Source organism: Bdellovibrio sp. CKG001 (assembly GCF_055397465.1).
In genome coordinates this window covers 3,248,059-3,266,566 of sequence record NZ_AP029173.1, presented here as the reverse complement: position 1 = coordinate 3,266,566, position 18,508 = coordinate 3,248,059, and the positions used below count along the sequence as shown (strand labels likewise).

Genomic DNA, 18,508 nt, shown 5'->3' with positions numbered 1-18,508 from the left:
TATGGCTCAAAAAATTCGTGTTTTGATTGTGGATGATTCGGCGGTGATTCGTAAGTTGCTGGAGAAAATTTTCTCCACCTGTCCGGACATCGAAGTGGTGGGGACGGCCTCAGACCCGTATATCGCTCGCGATAAGCTGGTGGCTCTGAAGCCGGATGTAATGACTTTGGACGTGGAAATGCCCCGTATGGATGGCATCAGCTTCCTGGAAAAAGTCATGCAGCACTTTCCGACAAGAACGATTATCTTTTCCAGTTTGGCGAAAACAGGCTCTGAAACCTATCTGCGGGCGTTGGAGGCTGGGGCGATTGAAATCATGGAAAAGCCTTCCATCGACGTCAGTCAAAGTCTGGAGTCTTTGTCCCAATCTATTATTGAAAAAGTTAAAGCCGTTTCAAAAGCCCGCATCAATCCGGTAAAAGTTGTGGTGCCTACAGGGGCTGCAGCGGTCAAAAAGCCTGTGACTTCGTTGGCGCGCACGACGCACCAATTGTTGGCCGTGGCCTCTTCGACCGGTGGAACCGAAGCTTTGAAAGTCTTTTTGAGCGGAATGCCGGCGGATATCCCGGGAACTTTGGTGGTGCAGCATATGCCGCCGGGTTTTACCAAGTCCTTTGCTGAAAATCTGAATAAGATGTTCCCTTTCGAAGTCAAAGAGGCTGAAGAAGGGGATCAGGTTGTTCCCGGTCGTGTGTTGATTGCCCCGGGCAACTATCATATGGAAATCACGCGAAGTGGTGCGTTCTACTATGTGAAACTTCACCAGGGGCCGGCATTGCACAGTGTGCGCCCGGCGGCGGACTATCTGATGAAATCCGTGGCGAAGTTCGTTGGTAAGAATGCGATGGGTGTGGTTCTGACCGGTATGGGTAAGGATGGCGCGGAAGGTCTGTTGGAAATGAAGAACGCCGGTGCATACACCGTGGCTCAGAACGAAGAGACCTGTGTGGTATACGGGATGCCTGCCGCAGCGGTGGCTTTAGGGGCGGCGGACAAAGTGCTGCCACTGGATCGCATCGCCAACGATCTGCTGAATCAACTGCAAGCTCGTAACGCAGCTTAAACAATCCACAAATTTTCAGATAAGACCCCTGCATCTTTTGCGGGGGTTTTTTATTGCCCTTTCTAGGATCTGCTTTCTAAAATGTCCGGATCGCAAGGAGCCCGTCGGTGTCCCAGAAATCTTTAGTGTTACTTTTGTCGTCTTTGTTGTTCATTGGTTGCAAATCGTCTGTGGTAAGAAATGAGGTTGAGGCTATGAATCTGAATGATCCCTATATCTGGCTTGAAGAAGTGGAAGGTCCGAAAGCTTTGGAGTTTGCCAAGGCAGAAAACAAACGCACGCTGGAGCACTTTCAGGGCACCTCGACCTACAAAGAAGTGGAGCAGGGTGTTCGTAGGATTCTGCTGGCTAAAGACCGCATTCCCGGTGTCAGTCTGAAAAAGGGCGAGCTTTACAACTTCTGGCAGGATGACAAGCATGTGCGCGGCCTGTGGCGCAAAACCACTTTGAGCAGCTACAAAACGGCGGAACCCAAATGGGATGTGATTCTGGACATTGATGCACTTGCGAAAAAGGAAAAGGAGAACTGGGTGTGGAAGGGCGCCAGCACTCTGGGGCCGAAACATGATCGTGCGCTGGTGTACCTGTCCCGTGGTGGAAAAGATGCGACGGTTGTGCGTGAGTTTGACATGAACACACGACAGTTCGTCAAAGATGGTTTCAACTTACCGGAAGCCAAAACCAATATGTCCTGGAAGGATGAAAACACTGTCTTTGTCGGAACTGATTTTGGCCCGGGCTCTTTGACCGATTCAGGCTATCCCCGTATTGTGAAGCTATGGAAGCGTGGCACACCGCTGTCCGAAGCAACGGTGGTTCAGGAAGCAGCCCCGACAGACATGTCCGCTTATAGCTACATCATGGATGAAAATGACAAACGTTATGTTTTCCACAGCATCCGCAAAGGCTTTTACAGCAGCGCCAACTGGTATGAAGACAAAAGTGGCAACAAAATTCGCCTGCCGATGCCTGAAGATTCCGAATTCTGGGGTGTTTTTGAAGGCAAGCTGTTCTTTGAACTGAAGTCCGATCTGGGCTCTTTCAAAACTGGCAGTATCGTGTTTATGCCCTTGAGTGAAATTACAAAAGGCGAGGCTGCGCAGAAGTCTTTGAAGGCCTTATTTGTGCCGACAGAAAAAAGATTCATTCAGGGGCTAAATCCCACGAAGAATCATATCCTTTTGCATGTAACTGATAATGTTCTGTCACGCATTGAAAAAGTGACGTTCACCTCGCAGGATACCTGGACCACCGAACCCGTGAAGCTGGGTGAAAACGGCATGGCCTACGTCACCTCTACAGAAGAGGAAAGTGACACCTATCTTGCGCAGTATGTGGATTTTCTGACGCCGACTTCCACTTATATCGGAAATGCTTCTGATAAAGGGAATCACCTGGAGCTTTTGAAAAAATCCCCTGAGCGCTTTAATAGCGAAGGGATGAAGACCGAGCGCTTTGAAGCCGTCAGTGCGGACGGAACAAAGATTCCGTACTTTGTGGTTTGCAAGAAGGATCTGAAGCTGAACGGGAAAAATCCGACACTCCTTTATGGATACGGCGGGTTCCAGTCACCGATGCAGCCTTCGTATCTGAACTTTGTTGGCAAAGTGTGGGTGGAAAAAGGTGGCGTTTATGTGCTGAGCAATCTGCGCGGCGGCGGAGAGTTTGGCCCCGCCTGGCATCAGGCAGTGCTGAAGGAAAACCGCTACAAAGTTTATCAGGACAACATTGCCATTGCTGAAGATCTGATCCGTCGTGGAATTACGTCCCCACAGCACCTGGGGATCTCGGGTCGTTCCAACGGGGGGCTTTTGACAGGGGCGACTTTCACAACACGTCCGGATCTGTTCAATGCCGTAATCGTGGGTGTGCCGTTGTTGGACATGCTTCGCTATCACAAACTGCTGGCGGGCGCGAGCTGGATGGATGAATACGGAAACCCGGAAGAACCCAAAATGCGCGAAGCGATCTTGAAGTACTCGCCTTACCAGCGCGTGCAGAAGGATGCCAAGTATCCAGAAGTGCTGATCATGACCAGCACCAAGGACGATCGTGTTCATCCGGGGCATGCACGCAAGATGGTGGCACGTATGAAAGAACAGGGACATCCGGTTTACTATTATGAAAACATGGAAGGTGGTCACGCGGGCAGCGCCAACATCGAACAGGCCATCCTGTGGAACACGCTGGAATACAGCTATCTGTGGGAGAAGCTAAAATAAGGGCTGCCTTGCAGCCCGCTTGGCCGGCGTTTTAGCCTGTGAGGGCTTTGTTGGCCTTTTTAAGGCGCTGGGATAGTGTTTTCACCAATGCCTTGGCCCACGAAGGACGCGCGAAGATCACGTTGTCCAAAGAGCCATTGGGGATGGCAATCAACTCCACCTCTGTGATAGCTTCGACGGTGGCGGAACGGGGTTCGTGATTGAAATGGCCCATTTCGCCGACGAACTCGCCAGGCATGATTTCCCCCAACATCACCTTGTCGCCATCGCTTCCCTCAGAGTAGGCGCGCAGGCTGCCTTTTTTTACGATGTAAGCCACTTCCGTGATGTCACCTTCTTTGAAGAGAACATCACCGGGCTGTAGCTGTTTCAGTTCATACTGCGGTTGATTGGTGTCTGTCTTGGGCGAGATGATCTTTGCAACACAGTCCACCAGCGCTTTTTCCCGGTCCGGTTCCGTCAGGAACTGCACACGACCCGAAGCCACTTCGTTTTTGAAAATATCGTGATCCGCGACGTAAGACATGATGATGATGGCGATGTCGTCGTTGTTTTTCTCTTTCAGAATTTTGGAAACAATGTCAAAGCCTGACCCTTTGGGAAGATACTCATCCACCAGAACCGCTTTGGGGTGAACGTTGTCGAGCTTGTATTTGGCTTCAAACCATTCCGCCCCATGAAAGACCGAGCAGTTTTCAAAATTCCGTTGCAGGCTTTCGGTGCATTTATGGATGCGCGTTTTATCGCCGCTGACAATAAGGAAAGTGTTCTTCTTTTGGTCGTTCCGTCCCATGGGTAAAACCTTCCATCGTTTTACGTGGATCTTTCAGGCAGTCCACGCTGGGTGACACTGCCTTTATTATCTGCTTTTCACAGGGGAGCTTCAATAAGTTGGTCTCAATTCAATTTGAAATGACTTGAATTGAGACGCTGAGGGAACTTAGTGGTGGGTTTCTTCGTGCTTGGCCCGGGCAAAGGCGCCGGAACGGGAAAACTTCTCAAGCTGCTGATTCCAGAACAACATCTGCGCCGGTGACAACGAGAAATCCATGATCGCCAGCTTCATCGCCAGTGGGAAGGCTTCGTTCATCACGAAAGCCGCCTGACGGCGTTCGCCTTTGCGGCTGTACTGCTCGATACGGTGAAGGCCCTGCATGACGTGCAAGGCTTTAAAGAACACAGCGGCTTCCTGTTTGAAGATGCCCATTTCCTCTCGCATGAAGTAGGCAAGCTTGGCATCGTTGGCCAGTTCATCGTGATTCCACGGATCTTCGCCATACTGAGCTTTCATAAAGCCCATCATAAAGGCGGCAAACAGCTCCGTCGGATCATTCTTATCAATGCCGGCGGTATTCATGCGAGCCATATGCAATTCAAAGGTTTCCATCTTCGCGGGGTTTACAAACACAGACTGCAAGCCCGGCAGGATCTGTTCCAGAATATGCAGATCAAACAGCTCCATGAAGGCCAGGTGCGGCTCTTTCAGGCGCATGAACTTCAGCCATTCTTCACGACGGCGCGGAAGAACGGATTTTTTCAGTTCGCCACTGCATTCCGCAATCGCTGCACGCATGCTGGATTCAATGGAAAAATGCAGTTTGTGCGACAGGCGAATGGCGCGCAGAATGCGAATTGGATCTTCGATGAAGCGCTCTTTAGGATCGCCGATCATGCGCAAGACACGATTTTCGATATCCTGAATACCGCCGCAATAATCGATCAGCTTGTGAGCGCCTGGATCATAGAAGACCGCATTGCAGGTAAAGTCGCGGCGAACCGCATCTTCCTGAACCGTTCCGAAATAGTTGTCACCTTCAACACTGTCATCACCTTGCTCAGCCAGTTCTTCCTGGGTCACATTGCGACGGAAGGTCGCGACCTCGAACTGTTGATCACCGCGTTTGACAAGCACCAGCTTGAAGCGGCGGCCAATCACGTAAGCATTGGGAACTTTTTTGCGCACCTGATTGGGGTGGGCACTGGTGGCAATATCAAAATCTTTAGGATGAATCCCTACAAGCAAATCTCGAACGCAACCACCGACAAGGTAGGTTTCAAAACCGGCGTCTTGAAGGTTCCGAACAATTCTTAATGCGTAGGAGTCGATCCAGTCCTCGTGGAGCTGGGGTTTTTGTTGGGCAGTCATTGAGGGTGAATCTACATCCCTTCGCATCAAAATTCAAACGTGAATAATAAAAGACCCGCAGGACAAGTCTTTGATCTTAAGTCCTTGAAATAATTGAGGGTCTTTTGAATAAATCAACATGACGGCGCGGGTTCGGAGGAGTATAAAAAGTTATGTCTTACCTCAATAATTTCTACCATCATGTCTATGGCCCCGAAGACGGGCGCAAATGGGTTTTCGTTCACGGCCTTATGGGCTATGGGCAGAACTGGCGCAAGATCATTCAGGGGCTGGAGGCGACCGAGCGTTGTCTGGCGTTCGATCAACGGGGCCATGGCCGGTCTTTCCAACCGGCAGAAGGTTACAGCCCGGAAGATTATGCCGATGACCTCAAAATGATTGTGGACGAGTTGGGGTGGGATCAGTTCGTTTTGGTCGGCCATTCCATGGGAGGGCGCAATGTTTTGAACTTTGCCTCACGGTTCCCGGAATATGTGTCCCAGTTGGTGATTGAGGACATTGGACCAGAAGCCAACCCCCAGGCTCACGAGTATTACGAATATTTATTGAATTTGGTGCCGACGCCGTTTGCCACCCGAGAAGAGGCCAAACGCTATTTCTTTGAGGACTTTGTGAAAACCGCAAAGACCCGCGAGAACATCCAGGTCATGGCCAATTATTTCTATTCGAATATGACCGAGCAGCCCAATGGCACTGTGGATTGGCGCTTTTCGAAAAAGGGCATTATTGAATCCGTTCGATTGGGAAGAACGGGCGAGAGATGGGATGAGGTGAAGTCCCTGAAAATGCCGACCCTGCTGGTGCGAGGAGCCAACTCCAAGGAACTATCGCAGGAAAATTACGACAAGATGCTGGCTAGCAATCCTATGATGAAGGGCGTCGTAATCCCCGGAGCTGGACATTGGGTCCACTCAGATCAACCTCAGGCTTTTACAGAAGCCTTGAAAATGTTTGTGGGCGGCTTTTAAGCCCCTGCTTTGACTTTTAGCTTCCTGCTAAGTAGCTTGGAAGCTTCAGACCGGAGTAATGAAAGTTGAAATTCTCAGAATTGAATTTAGATTCCCTATTAGTATCTGCAATCCAAAAAATTGGCTACGATGATTGCACCCCAATCCAGGAACAGGCCATGCCTCCTGTTCTTGATGGCAAAGACGTTGCTGGTCTTGCGCAAACAGGCACCGGAAAAACGGCAGCCTTCCTGATTCCTTTGATGGAGCGTATTTTGCGCGCTCGCCCGGCTCAGGGTGAAGTTTCTGAAGAACAAAAAGCCGTGATTGAAAAACGCGCTTTCGCGGATTGGAAACCTCAGAATTTTATTCTGATTCTGGTGCCGACACGTGAGCTGGCCGAGCAGGTTCAGGACAACATTAACAAGTTGAGTGTGGATTCAGGCCTTCGCGGTTTTGCGATTTACGGTGGAACGGGTTACGACAAACAAAAAGAGGCGCTTAAAAACGGTGTTGAGTTTATCGTGGCAACCCCAGGCCGCTTGATTGACCTGTACAAAGAGCACCTTGTTGATTTGAAACAAGTTCGTGCGATTGTTTTCGACGAAGCCGACCGTATGTTCGACATGGGTTTCAAGGACGACATGAAATACATCCTGCAACGTGTTCCTCGTGAACGTCAGTTGCTGGTGTTCAGTGCGACTTTGAACTTTGATGTTTTGAACACGATTTACCAGTTCGGTTCCGAGCCGGTTGAAATCAACATCAGTCGTGACCAGGCCAAAGCAGAAAACGTGAAAGACCAGATTTTCCACGTGGGAAGCGATGAAAAGCCTCAGCACCTTTTGTCTTTGCTGAAAGTGCATAATCCCAAACAAGCCATCATCTTCACGAACTTTAAAATGAGCGTGGAAAGAATTGCGAAGTTCCTGACTGAAAACGGAATTCCGGCGATGGCGATTTCCAGCCTTTTGACTCAAGCTCAGCGCAACCGCGTGATTGAACAATTCAAGGCTGAAAACGACATGAACATTCTTGTTGCTACAGACGTTGCGGCTCGCGGTCTGGACATCAAGGGTGTGGACATGGTTGTGAACTTCGAGCTTCCGATGGACTCTGAATCCTATGTTCACCGTATTGGCCGTACTGGTCGTGCGGGTACAACGGGCCAGGCGTTTTCTTTGGTGGGTGACAAAGATATCGAATCTTTGGCTCGTATCGAAGACTATTTGAAACACAAAATCGAAGTGGGCTATCTGGAAAATGACCAGCTGGTCAAAGAATTCAAACCGATGTCTTCCCACTTCGAAGGTCATTATCCAAAGTCTTTGGATCGTGCACGTGCGCCTCGTGAAGGCGGCCGTGGTGGTGACAGAGGCCCGCGCCGTGAAGGCGACCGTGGCCCTCGCCGTGAACGCGGTGATCGCGGACCTCGTCCAGAGCGTGGTCCACGTCCAGAAGGTCAGCAGAAGTCTGCGCAGGCCGGTGGTCAAGGCCAAGGTCAACCAGGCCGTCAGGACAACCGTCCGAAAAGACAGCATGAAGGCGGACCAAAACGTCAACACGACCAAAAACGTGGTGAGCAGAAACCAAGACAAGAACAGCAGGCTCGCAAGCCGCACGGTCAACCGCAACAACGTCAGGGAGCTTCTGCCAAGAAAAGAGTTCCAGTGGCGGCGCAGAAATCCATCGGCCAAAAGGTCGCAGGATTCTTCAAGCGTCTGTTCTCTTAATCCTTTCCGGGGATTGAAAAAAGAAAAAGCCTGCTCCGAATGGATGCAGGCTTTTTTATTTTCAATGACTCTAATTTTTACTTCTTAATTTTTTTGGCTAAAAGAGCCGTCGTGTCCGCATTGCTGGCTTCTTTTGCCACATCCAATGCAGTCTGACCTTTGGAGTTTTTCAGCTTCAGGTTCGCACCGTGTTTGATCAAGAACTGAATGTCTTCAGGTGTTCCATAGCGGGCTACCGAGAACAAAGCTGTCTCACCCAGTTTATTGGTTTTGTTGATCAGAGCCTTGTTCTTTTTCAGAATGATTTCTGCCGTCTTCTTGTCGTTGGCGGCGGCTCTCATGAATAAAGTGTCCTGCTCGTCACCGGCGACGGTAATATCCACGTTGGCACCAGCGGCGATCAGGGCCTGAGCCACTTCATAGTTGTCATTGGTGACAGCAAAAGCCAGAGCTGTTTCACCACCGTTGTTTTTTAGTTCCAGTTTCACTTTCTTAGAAAGAAGAAACTTTACGATATCCAGGTTCCCGCCCATGGATGCCATCATCAAAGGTGTCATGCCGGTGCTGTCCTGGGCGTTAAGATCGATTTTATTTTTCGTCAGCAAGGACTTCACTTTGGCAAGATCACCTTGCTCAGCAGCCTCGTTCAGAGCCGCGGAAGCCTTGCCGGTTCCGGCAAAGGCTGTTCCGTGAAGAAGTCCGGCGAAGAAGAAGATCAGCGCAGCCAGGACCATGGATTTCTTGCTCATAAATCACCTTCTCTATTTTTTCGCAACCACAGCTGGCGCAGCTGCGGCTACGAGATAAGATTTAGCATCAAATGGCAGAGGCAACTGCTCGGTGTAGCTGATTCTTTTCGGGCCACCGTTGGTGTTGATCAGCTGAGCCACTTTGTTTTTGATCTGCTGGCTGGCAACACCCCAGTCAGAACGATTTTTGTCCTGATCGGTATGCATAAGAACCGCAAAATAAATCTCACCATTTTTAGTGGAAATACTGCCAGCCAGAGTCTTGGCTTTGTTCACGCTGCCTGTCTTTGCAATCGTGGAGGCTGACATGACGCCGCTGTAGTTCTTAACTGTGGAATCACGATCTTTCCCGGCAACAGCCATCACATCACTTAAATCATATCCTTTTTCAGCCAGTTTTTTATCAAGACGATAAAGAACCTTCACCATCATTTCACAAGTGGCTTCGTTGTAAATTGGTCTGGCAACGGAACCTTCGTTGTTTCCGGAACCATTGTAGAAGACGATGTCTTCATCGCTGGCTGCCAAAGTTGTCTTTACATACTGTTCAAATTTATCAGTGCCACCCAGATTCCAGAACAGGGTGTCTGCGATATAGTTATTGGACTGATTGTTCATTCTTTTTAGAATGGAACGAAGAGGTGCCGATCTCAAAAGAACTGTTTTTGTTTGCGCATCTTTTTTGAATGTTGCTTTTGGAACATAAGCGACGTTGCGAATACTGAGGCTTGGCAACGATTCCATTTTAACGCCGATACGGGCCGCTTTGGATTTAAGCGACTGGTACATCAAAGGTTGCACAGCCGTGCCCAAAGCATTGATGATCGTACTGCGCACGACAGAGGCTTGTTGTTCCACCGTTTCGTATTTAGGAGTCGTGCCGGCCACCAAAGGTTTTTCCTCGGCCTTCCAGGTCAGAAGGAAGTTTTCATCGAACGTCATCTTCTCCACTTTTTTGATTTTCATGCGGTTGAGCTCTGAAATCAGGAAGTAGCTAAGATTGCGACCGAACATAGGGTCGCGGCTGCCTTCAATATGAATGTCCACTGAACCATTGGCTGTCGGGGTGATGTGGAGTTTGGTTGTATAGCGGTAGTCAGGCCCAAGACGATCAATGGCCCAAAGTGCGGTTACGACTTTTGAAATCGACGCCAGTGGGAACTTATCATCCTTGTTCTTGTCACCTTGAACAGCACCTTGAGTTGAATTCGCAGCCATGTGGCACATAGAATTCAGATAGACCTTGGCAGATGCCGCGGAACTAATCAGGAGCGTACCAACAGAAACGTGCAGTATTTTTTTGGTTAGACCTGTAAACATCAACAACCTCTCCTTTGAGACAATCCGGTTATTTCACAATCCGTACCAACATGAGATCCTCCTCAGCCACCTCAGAATCAACGAAGATGTCCATCCCGTTGACGAAGGTGCCCCAATTTGTCGGCACCTTGGGGGAGCTAAGGGGAACACCCGTGCAGGGTGCCCAGAGTCTTATGCAGGCTTTGCTCTGACTTATATATGGAAAGGGCATTTTGAACCTTTTCCAGATGAGATCCCGCATCCTGATTCACCCGGATCAGGGTTATCAGTTTTTGGGCTTCAATCGAGGCAATCTGTTCCGACCTGGTCAGGTTAAGGGAAGGATACGCCTGCTTGACGTCAGCCATTTCAACGGAGCTGAACTCGGGAAGAGTGGAGTCCGTTCCAATATAGACGAAGGCTGTTTGCAGAGACTCTTCCCCGCAGATGACATCCAAGTCAGAGCGCCAGAGATATTCGGCCATCATAATGTTTTCGGCCTTCAAGGCTCTTTGTAACAAAGAGCGGAAGCGTGCATTTTCCGGGCGCAGAATCGTGTTCAGGGTCATCTCCGAGATACGCATGGAATCGGGGATTTCAAAACCTGGATCAGCTGTCAGGTGGTGTTCGGCGTAAATGGCTTTTACGGTGTCCGACTGAAGATATACTCCGCGAGCCAGGTTAATATAGAAGGTCGAAGGTTTGACCTTAAATTCGATCAGCATTTTTCCGTAACTTTCAGAAACACTGGGATCAATGGCAAGATAAAGCCCTTCCCCAGCAAAAAGCCCTTTGGCAGCGGAGGCCGGAGCCCAGAACTTTGAGGTCGCATATGAAATGCGGTCTAGCATAATCTTTCGTCGTCCCTCGGGAGAGGTCATTAAGGCCTGAGTGGAGCTGTCCTCTTCACGGTAGATATCAAAGTAATGATACAGGCGCTGTTCTTGTCCGAACTGAATCTTGGCAGCACGCAGGTCGCGGGCCAAAAGTGCTTCCGCCGAAAGCGCCAGGGCGTGGGAGGCGAAGGTCAGGCTCACGGCCGCAAATGCCAGGAATCTTCCAATCTTAATCATAGATAAGCTCACTCTCTTTGAATCTGTTTTAAGTGACTGCAAATCGCAGACCCGGATACGACCTCGGCAGTTGTCTCAAAATGAGATAGTGGTATAGTGCGAAGATCATGATTTTAGCTTTATTGATCCTGCTTTCCTTCCAGCTTTTAGGTGAAGCCGTTGTGCACTTCCTGAATCTTTTTGTTCCCGGGCCGGTTTTGGGGATGGTGTTCTTTTTTGTCGCTCTGGTGCTGAAACCGTCACTGAAGGACAAGGTGGAGTCTCTCAGTCGTTCTATCACGGCACACTTGGCGTTGTTTTTTGTTCCAGCCGGGGTCGGTGTCATAGATTACTTTGATCTTTTCGGGCGCTATGGTGTGGGCATGGTGGTGACGGTTCTGTTAAGCACGGTGATCACTTTGGGAGTGACAGCTATGATCTTTCACCAGTTGATGAAGGTTGGATCCAAAGGGGGCCCAGCATGATTGAGCTTCTGGCACTGATTGTGACCTTGGGTTTTTATCTGGTCGCCCGTCGTCTGAGCAGTTGGGGGAAAGATCATCCGTTGCTAAGTCCACCCGTGCTGACCATGCTCGCGGTGGTGCTGGTTCTGCTTGTCAGTAAAATTCCCTACAAAGACTATTTCCAGGCAGTACGACCGATTCATTTTATGTTGGGACCGGCGACCGTGGCCTTGGCGTTGCCGCTATACAATCAGCTGGAAAAGCTAAAAAAAGTACTGGCCCCTTTGATGGTGGCTTTGGTGATCGGTTCGACAGTGGGTATTTTAAGTGCGGTCTTTTTCGGTGCGCTGTTTGGGCTTCCGCATGAAGTATTGCTGGCGCTGACTCCGAAGTCCGTGACGACTCCGATTGCCATGGGTATTGCTGAAAAGATCGGAGGCGCCCCTTCGCTGGCCACCGTGTTTGTCATGATCACCGGGATTGCCGGAGCTATCATCGCAACGACCGTCATGAAGCTGGTGCGGGTGCAGGATCCGGTGGTGAAAGGATTTGCCATGGGCCTGGCCGCCCACGGTCTGGGAACTGTGCGTGCTTTTCAGATCAGCGAAATGGCGGGGGCTTTTGCCGGTCTTGCCATGGCATTGAATGGCCTGATGACGGCCATTCTGGTGCCACTGCTTTTATCTTTCATTCCTTAGACGGACTTTGTCGGCAGGTTCTGAATCAGCTTGGCGAAGCCTTGAACCCATTGTGGATTTTCATTCACACAAGGAACCAGATAGTAATTTTCACCGCCGAACTCGTGGAAGGTCTCTTGGCCTCCCATGCCGATTTCTTCCAATGTCTCGATACAATCGGCGACAAAGGATGGACAGATCACTGCGATATTCTTCTTACCTGTTTTCGCCAGGACTTCCAGACTGTGATCCGTTGCAGGCTTCAGCCACTCGGCTCGTCCCAAACGTGATTGGAAGGAAACGCTCCAGTGACTTGGTTGCAGATTCAGGGATTCTGCGATCTTGGTGGCTGAGGCAAAACACTGCGCCCGATAACAGTTTTTAGCGCAGGCATTCTTCTCAAAGCAGCAGTCCTCGGAGATCAGGCAGCCTTCAATTCTGCGAATGTGACTTTCCGGCAGACCATGGAAGGAAAACAGATAGTGATCGACTTCCTTGTCCTGTAAGGACTCGCGCGCAATTTCGACAGAGGGCTCGATAAAGGCGGGCTGGTCGAAGAAGGCCGGCAGTCGGCGCAGAGGGATCTTAATTCCCTGAGATTTGACCAGCTCATCGACAAGATTGAAGGAGCTTCCATTGGTGGCTTCCGCGTACTGCGGGAACATCGGAGCCACGATGATTTCATCAACTTTGGCATCCACCAGTTCCTGTAAAGCTGTTTCCACGGAAGGTTCACTGTAACGCAGACCGATTTTAACGACATAGTCATCGCCCAGATGTTTTTTCAGATCATTGGCAAAACGACGCGTGTAAACGGCAATTGGGGAGCCTTCGTCCATCCAGACTTTTTTGTAGTTTTCGGCTGAAAAGGGGGCTCGGCGAGGCACGATCAGCAGGTTTACCAAAGGCCAGCGCAGCAGGAAGGGAAGATTGATCACCTCCTTATCCATCAAAAAGGCTGTCAGGTATTTCTTCACATCCTCGACTTCGTAAGAGCGAGGGCTTCCGATATTAATTAGCAAAAGACCTTTTTTACTCATGTTGACTCGCAATTTTTTCTGCAATGAGGTCACTGCGTTCTAAAATTTTACTTAATCCGATGCCACTTAGATAATTGCCATGCAGGTGAAGATCCTTTGGCAGCTCCACTTGATCAAGATCTGCCAGGGATTCTTCCAGCTGCATATTGTAATAGGGAAGGGCATTCTTCCAGCGGTTGATGCGATAATCCAGCAGACTGTCTTTTTGTCCCAGAATACGGAAGCGCTCTTCCGCGATCAGCTTAAGCAGATCCGCATCGTTCAGATCCAAAAGCTTTTCTTCTTTGGCGCCGCCCAGGATCCAGGTTTCATTGTAAGTTTTGTCGCGGTCCTTAAAGATATAGGAATTCATCAGAACTCCCAGAGCTTTCAGATCAAAACCACGTGGGATCAGGCAGCCAAATCCTTTGAACTTGTCCTGGGCCTTTGCGAAGAACAAAGTCACACTCATCAATGACGACATCTGTATGCGCGAAAGAACCTGAGCCACACTGGGGTAACGAACCTTGGTCAGTTCGGCAGCGGCTTTGGCGGAAGTGGCCACCACAACAGGGCCCTGCAGGTTTTCCAGTTTGATGTTTGTATTCAGGTGGATGTTCACGCCCAATTTACGAAGGCGCTGCTCCAGATGATTCACCAAATCCTGCATGCCTCCCGGGCCTGTCAGAAGACCTTGGTATTTTCCTTTTTTGGTTCGGGAGAAAATCGGCCCCAGAATCAGACTGGCGCTGAGATCGGTGATTTCATTGCCATAGATGCCCTGCATGGCCGGTCCCAGAATAAATCGTGTGGGGGCTTTCCCCAGGTGACGCTCGCCCCAGGTTTGCAGGGTTTCCCCGGCCTGCGGCTTAAAGCCTTTTTTTCCCCGCAGAAAAACCTGTGGCAGAACCCGGGCCAGAGTCGCAAGGGTTTCAAACAAACTTAAAGGCCATGTTTTCGGTGAGCCACGGAACAAGAATCTTTTTTTAGAAGACTCCAAGGGCAGGCTGACCGGAACTCCCAGTTCTTTAAACAGCGCCTCTGATTTTTCGGTGCGGATCAGCGCATTGGCAGCGCGTTCAGCGATACCGTACTCCGTTTGATCGGTGCCCAAAAGGCCACCGACCCGATGGGCGGTTTCATAGAGTTCAACTTGAAAGCCTTTTTGGGCGAGTCTTAGCGAAACCGTCAGTCCCGCAAAGCCCGCGCCGATCACGTGCACTGTTTTCATATGGATTGAGAGAAGATCTTCGTTTGAGGTTGTTTGTTTTTCAAGCGCTCATCAAAAAAGACACAAGCGTTACGCAGGAAGGGGCGACCCTCCTCTTTAACCAACAGTTTGTGATCTTTGACCTCGACCAGGGCATCCTTGATCATTTCAGCAAGGAATTCTTTGGACTTGGCCTCTTGTTCTTCATTGATGAATGACACCTCAAAGTTTGTCATCAGCTGAAGGATTTGCTCGCGGCGGACCTTGTCTTCGTCAGTCAGGATATGACCACGCAGGGTCGGCAGGCGTCCTTCATTCAGAGCGGCTTCATACAGTGGCAGAACTTTTTCATTTTGATGGAAGCTGTAAGGTGTTTCAGAAATAGAGGAAACACCCATGCCCAAAAGAACGTCGGTGCGTTGATCCGTGTAACCCATAAAGTTTCGATGCAAACGCTTTTCATTCATGGCGATGCAAAGATTGTCGGTTGGAAGAGCAAAGTGATCCATGCCGACTTCAACATATCCGCCGTCCAGCAGAATGCCGCGGGCGATCTCATAAAGCTCACGCTTTTCAGCAGACTTTGGCAGATCTTCGTCCTTGAACAGACGCTGTGCGGGCTTGATCCACGGTACAAGCGCAAAGCTGTACAAGGCAATACGATCTGGTCTTAGTGCCACGGTTGCCTTGGCTGTTTCTGTGATGGATTCTGGAGTTTGTTTTGCCAGTCCATAGATCAAGTCAAAGTTCACGGAAGTGTAGCCCATATCGCGGGCTTCCTGAGTCAGCTTCTGAGTGATTTCCAGGGGTTGAATACGATTCACCAGGCGCTGAACTTCGGGGTGGAAATCCTGAACACCCATGCTGACACGGTTAAAGCCCAGCTCACGCAGTGCTTTAAGCTGCTCAACATTGGTTCGACGGGGATCCACTTCGATAGAGCCTTCAAAATCCTTTGTGTCGATTTTCACGCGGGACAAGATGGGCTTAAGTAACTGGGTCAAGGCTTCTGCAGAAAGGAAAGTCGGCGTTCCGCCGCCCAAGTGAATGTGCTTTAGCGGCTTTTCCAGAAGCTCGGGAACACGATCCAGGTAAAGCTGCCATTCTTTCAGCACCATATCCACATAAGGTGTTTCGCGTTTGTGGTCTTTGGTGATGATGTTGTTGCATCCGCAGAAAGTGCAAAGACTTTCACAGAACGGGATGTGCAGATACAACGACCAGCCGCCAGTGCCTTCCTTCAAGGTCGCGCGCAGATGCTGCACCCATTGGTCGGTGGTGGGGTTGGTTTCCCAGTAAGGCACTGTCGGGTAGGAAGTGTAACGGGGAGCCGGAACATCATATTTTGCTAAAAGATCTTTCATCATGACAACACCTCACGAACAGTATCTACGAGCAGCTTTACGTGCTTTTCCGGGGTCTTTGGCAAGACCCCGTGGCCTAGGCCGCAAACCCAGCCTGCGCGTTGTTCAATGCTCATGTCTTTCATTGGTTTCAAGAAGGTCTGAACGGCTTTTTTGAAATCGCTTTCTTCCATGAACAACAGGCTTTGATCGAAGTTTCCTTGCACAAAACCCTTATTCTGGATGTTGAAGCATTCAGGGATATAACAGCGGTGATCAAAGCCCTGCCCCGCCCAAGGAAGCGCGCGGAAGGCTTCGTCAAAGAACACGGCCTGGGTGCCTTTGGAATAGTAACCGATTTTGCCCGGGTAGTCCTGCGACAGACGAGTCAGAACCGGTTGGATCCATTCCTTAAAGAACAGAGGCGACACTTCGCCAGCGGCAGTGTCAAAGATCATCACGATCTCCACGCCGCCTTCCAGTTGCAGACGGATATTTTCTTTAAGCAATGGATACATCTTTTCAAGGAACTGCGGGAACATCGGAGCCAGTTTTTTAGACTGAATCAACGAGCCAGCGTGAGAACCTTCCACCGCATAAACGAACAGTGTCCAAGGGCCGCCGACAAAGCCGATCAGACTTTTGTTGGAAGGCAGAACCGCGCGGGTTGCCTGAACGGCTTCCTTTTGGAAGTGCATGAACTTGACGGCTTCTTCCACGCCGCCAAGCTGACCCAGGGTTTCCGGGTTCAATTTAAAGCCCAGTTGCGGACCGTGATCCGTGTACTCCAGACCCATGCCCAAAGCTTCCAAAGGGAACAGGATGTCGCTGAACAGGATGGACACGTCAAAGTCAAACTCTGCCACCGGACCACGAGCGACTTCCGCTGCCAACTCGGGCTTTTTGCAAAGTTCATCAAAAGAATGATTCGCGCGCATGCCTTGATAGTGTTTGTGATAACGACCGGCCTGACGCATAAACCAGATAGGTGGCACCGCCTGAGGAGTTCTCTTAAGAGCGTTTTGGAATAATGGATTCATGTTGCCTCCTCTGTGGACCACTGATAGCCAACCCCGCGAACTGAACGGATGTGTTTTTCTCCGTCGTCGCCCAGAAGCTGGCGCAAGCGCACAATAATGTTGTCGATAGTTCTATGGCTGGGGTTTTTATCAACGCCCCAGATTTCATTCATAATTTCATCCCGGCTTAGCACGCGGGGTGATTTTTCAATCAAAAGCTGCAGAATCTTCAGATCCGTCACCGGCGGATATTCGATCTGTCCGGTTTTTTTTGTGACCGACATCTGCGTGAAGTTCACGGTGCAGGTCTCAAGCTGCAGTTCACGCGTCGGCGCATGGGCATCCAGAACGTGTTTCACGCGGATCAGAAGTTCTTTCAAATGGAACGGCTTGGGAATGTATTCTTCCGCGCCCAGCTCAAACCCCTTCAGACGGGATTCCGCATCGGCTTGAGCCGTCAAAAACAGGAACAGAATCGGAGAAGTCTGGCGGATCTTTGCCGCCAGTTCAAAGCCGCTGCCATCAGGCAGTCCCACATCCAGAATCGCCAGATCAAAATCCTTGGTCTTTGAGAACAAAGACCAGGCCTCTGAAAGATTTTTGGCCCAGGCGACATCATAGTCGCGCTTCAGGCGTTCGTTCAGAGTTTCACCCAGGGAAATATCGTCCTCGACCAGAAGAATTTTTCTCATGGCAAAGTTCCTTGCAGTTCGATGTGAGATATAAAGCCTTCATTTTCCTTGGACTCAAACCAGATATCGCCCTTCATCTTTTCCAGAAGGCGTTTGGTCAAAAGCAATCCGATACCGTTGCTGCGAACATCCTGCGACATCAGAATTTCAGAACCGAGTTTTTTTAGAATGCCCTTAAAGCCCAGGCCGTTGTCCTGCAAGGTCAGCTCAATACGACCTTCGCCATGCGGACGGACTTTGATTTTTACCGTAGTGGCTTTTCCATGCAAAACTGAGTTTTGCAGCAGATTGCGCAAGACACTCAGCAGGGCACGGCGATCGCCAAGGATTTTGGCTTCACGCTCAAGCTCCACAGTAAGTTCAGAAAACTCACTGCGCAGACTGGAAAGAAGTTCACTCAAGGAAACCTGCTCTTTTAAAAGAGTTCCGGCTTCCAGATTCGCCAGCAACAAGGAATTTTCAAGCTGCAAATCCAGGCGCTGGATATCCTGAATCAGGCGTTTCATGACGGGATGGGAAGTGGTGTTCAGATCCTCTTCCAAAACTTCGGCCTGCAGGCGCAGACGGGCGATGGAGGTCTTGATGTCATGACTGAAGGTCGAAAAGAAGAAACGCAGACGCTGGTGGCGCTTTTGATCACGGTACGTGAAGATCACCAGCGCAATGCCGCCAAACAAGATTGCTGCCAAAAGGATGGAGCCCTCCCACGCAAACATGCGATGGGAAAACTTCATCTCTTCCAGGGATGCATTTTCCGGACTGAGCTTGATCAGGAAGTAAATCCACCACCATCCCACCAGCGAGAACGTAAAGGCGAACCAGAGGATCGCCAATGCCGTCTTGATATGGGGTTTGATGAAGGATTTGGTCATG

17 protein-coding genes are annotated in these 18,508 nt (G+C 50.1%); 6 read left to right on the top strand and 11 right to left on the bottom strand.

What is annotated here, in order from left to right; all coding sequences use genetic code 11:
* The first annotated feature begins 1 nt into the window (after position 1).
* Both ACZ50P_RS15350 and ACZ50P_RS15345 read left to right on the top strand, forming a co-directional pair.
* Positions 2–1,063 (top strand): protein-glutamate methylesterase/protein-glutamine glutaminase, encoded by a 1,062-nt coding sequence (locus tag ACZ50P_RS15350; RefSeq protein ID WP_464118612.1) that lies wholly within the window; start codon positions 2–4, stop codon positions 1,061–1,063.
* Positions 1,064–1,257: 194 nt separating this feature from the next.
* Entirely contained in the window at positions 1,258–3,285 is a 2,028-nt protein-coding gene (locus ACZ50P_RS15345; protein WP_464132152.1) for a prolyl oligopeptidase family serine peptidase, read from the top strand.
* A 31-nt stretch (positions 3,286–3,316) separates the two neighbouring features.
* On the opposite strand, the gene ACZ50P_RS15340 is transcribed toward ACZ50P_RS15345, so the two are convergent.
* Both ACZ50P_RS15340 and ACZ50P_RS15335 read right to left on the bottom strand, forming a co-directional pair.
* Complete coding sequence (locus tag ACZ50P_RS15340; RefSeq protein WP_464118610.1) at positions 3,317–4,078, bottom strand: cyclic nucleotide-binding domain-containing protein; 762 nt, start codon at positions 4,076–4,078, stop codon at positions 3,317–3,319.
* A 147-nt stretch (positions 4,079–4,225) separates the two neighbouring features.
* Positions 4,226–5,431: a CCA tRNA nucleotidyltransferase gene (locus ACZ50P_RS15335; RefSeq protein WP_464132151.1), complete on the bottom strand. Its 1,206-nt coding sequence runs from the start codon at positions 5,429–5,431 to the stop codon at positions 4,226–4,228.
* Positions 5,432–5,583: 152 nt separating this feature from the next.
* On the opposite strand from ACZ50P_RS15335, the gene ACZ50P_RS15330 reads away from it, so the two are divergent.
* The gene (locus tag ACZ50P_RS15330) at positions 5,584–6,399 is read left to right on the top strand and encodes an alpha/beta fold hydrolase (RefSeq protein ID WP_464132150.1); all 816 of its coding nucleotides are present in this window, start codon (positions 5,584–5,586) and stop codon (positions 6,397–6,399) included.
* Positions 6,400–6,464: 65 nt separating this feature from the next.
* The gene (locus tag ACZ50P_RS15325; RefSeq protein WP_464132148.1) at positions 6,465–8,111 is read left to right on the top strand and encodes a DEAD/DEAH box helicase; all 1,647 of its coding nucleotides are present in this window, start codon (positions 6,465–6,467) and stop codon (positions 8,109–8,111) included.
* Between the two features lie 77 nt (positions 8,112–8,188).
* Here the strand turns inward: ACZ50P_RS15325 and ACZ50P_RS15320 are convergent, their stop codons facing one another.
* From ACZ50P_RS15320 to ACZ50P_RS15310, 3 genes are all read right to left on the bottom strand, one after another.
* Positions 8,189–8,860, bottom strand: coding sequence for an ankyrin repeat domain-containing protein (locus ACZ50P_RS15320; protein WP_464118606.1), 672 nt, complete (start codon positions 8,858–8,860; stop codon positions 8,189–8,191).
* A 12-nt stretch (positions 8,861–8,872) separates the two neighbouring features.
* Complete coding sequence (locus ACZ50P_RS15315) at positions 8,873–10,180, bottom strand: D-alanyl-D-alanine carboxypeptidase (RefSeq protein ID WP_464118605.1); 1,308 nt, start codon at positions 10,178–10,180, stop codon at positions 8,873–8,875.
* Positions 10,181–10,317: 137 nt separating this feature from the next.
* A complete protein-coding gene (locus ACZ50P_RS15310; protein ID WP_464132147.1) occupies positions 10,318–11,232 on the bottom strand; it encodes a hypothetical protein in 915 nt (304 codons plus the stop codon).
* A 107-nt stretch (positions 11,233–11,339) separates the two neighbouring features.
* On the opposite strand from ACZ50P_RS15310, the gene ACZ50P_RS15305 reads away from it, so the two are divergent.
* Both ACZ50P_RS15305 and ACZ50P_RS15300 read left to right on the top strand, forming a co-directional pair.
* A complete protein-coding gene (locus tag ACZ50P_RS15305; RefSeq protein ID WP_464132145.1) occupies positions 11,340–11,696 on the top strand; it encodes a CidA/LrgA family protein in 357 nt (118 codons plus the stop codon).
* Complete coding sequence (locus ACZ50P_RS15300) at positions 11,693–12,373, top strand: LrgB family protein (RefSeq protein WP_464118602.1); 681 nt, start codon at positions 11,693–11,695, stop codon at positions 12,371–12,373. The genes ACZ50P_RS15305 and ACZ50P_RS15300 overlap by 4 nt, the downstream gene beginning before the upstream one ends.
* Here the strand turns inward: ACZ50P_RS15300 and hemH are convergent.
* The 6 genes from hemH to ACZ50P_RS15270 are packed head-to-tail and all read right to left on the bottom strand — an operon-like array spanning position 12,370 to position 18,507.
* Complete coding sequence (gene hemH / locus ACZ50P_RS15295) at positions 12,370–13,392, bottom strand: ferrochelatase (protein WP_464132144.1); 1,023 nt, start codon at positions 13,390–13,392, stop codon at positions 12,370–12,372. The genes ACZ50P_RS15300 and hemH overlap by 4 nt on opposite strands.
* A complete protein-coding gene (locus ACZ50P_RS15290; RefSeq protein ID WP_464132142.1) occupies positions 13,385–14,602 on the bottom strand; it encodes a protoporphyrinogen/coproporphyrinogen oxidase in 1,218 nt (405 codons plus the stop codon). The genes hemH and ACZ50P_RS15290 overlap by 8 nt, the downstream gene beginning before the upstream one ends.
* Complete coding sequence (gene hemN, locus ACZ50P_RS15285; RefSeq protein WP_464132140.1) at positions 14,599–15,948, bottom strand: oxygen-independent coproporphyrinogen III oxidase; 1,350 nt, start codon at positions 15,946–15,948, stop codon at positions 14,599–14,601. The genes ACZ50P_RS15290 and hemN overlap by 4 nt, the downstream gene beginning before the upstream one ends.
* On the bottom strand, positions 15,945–16,964 hold the full coding sequence (locus ACZ50P_RS15280) for a uroporphyrinogen decarboxylase family protein (protein ID WP_464132139.1): 1,020 nt from the start codon (positions 16,962–16,964) through the stop codon (positions 15,945–15,947). The genes hemN and ACZ50P_RS15280 overlap by 4 nt, the downstream gene beginning before the upstream one ends.
* Positions 16,961–17,635: a response regulator transcription factor gene (locus ACZ50P_RS15275; protein WP_464118597.1), complete on the bottom strand. Its 675-nt coding sequence runs from the start codon at positions 17,633–17,635 to the stop codon at positions 16,961–16,963. Before ACZ50P_RS15275 ends, ACZ50P_RS15280 begins: the two co-directional genes overlap by 4 nt.
* On the bottom strand, positions 17,632–18,507 hold the full coding sequence (locus ACZ50P_RS15270; RefSeq protein ID WP_464132137.1) for a sensor histidine kinase: 876 nt from the start codon (positions 18,505–18,507) through the stop codon (positions 17,632–17,634). The genes ACZ50P_RS15275 and ACZ50P_RS15270 overlap by 4 nt, the downstream gene beginning before the upstream one ends.
* Between the last annotated feature and the right edge of the window lies 1 nt (position 18,508).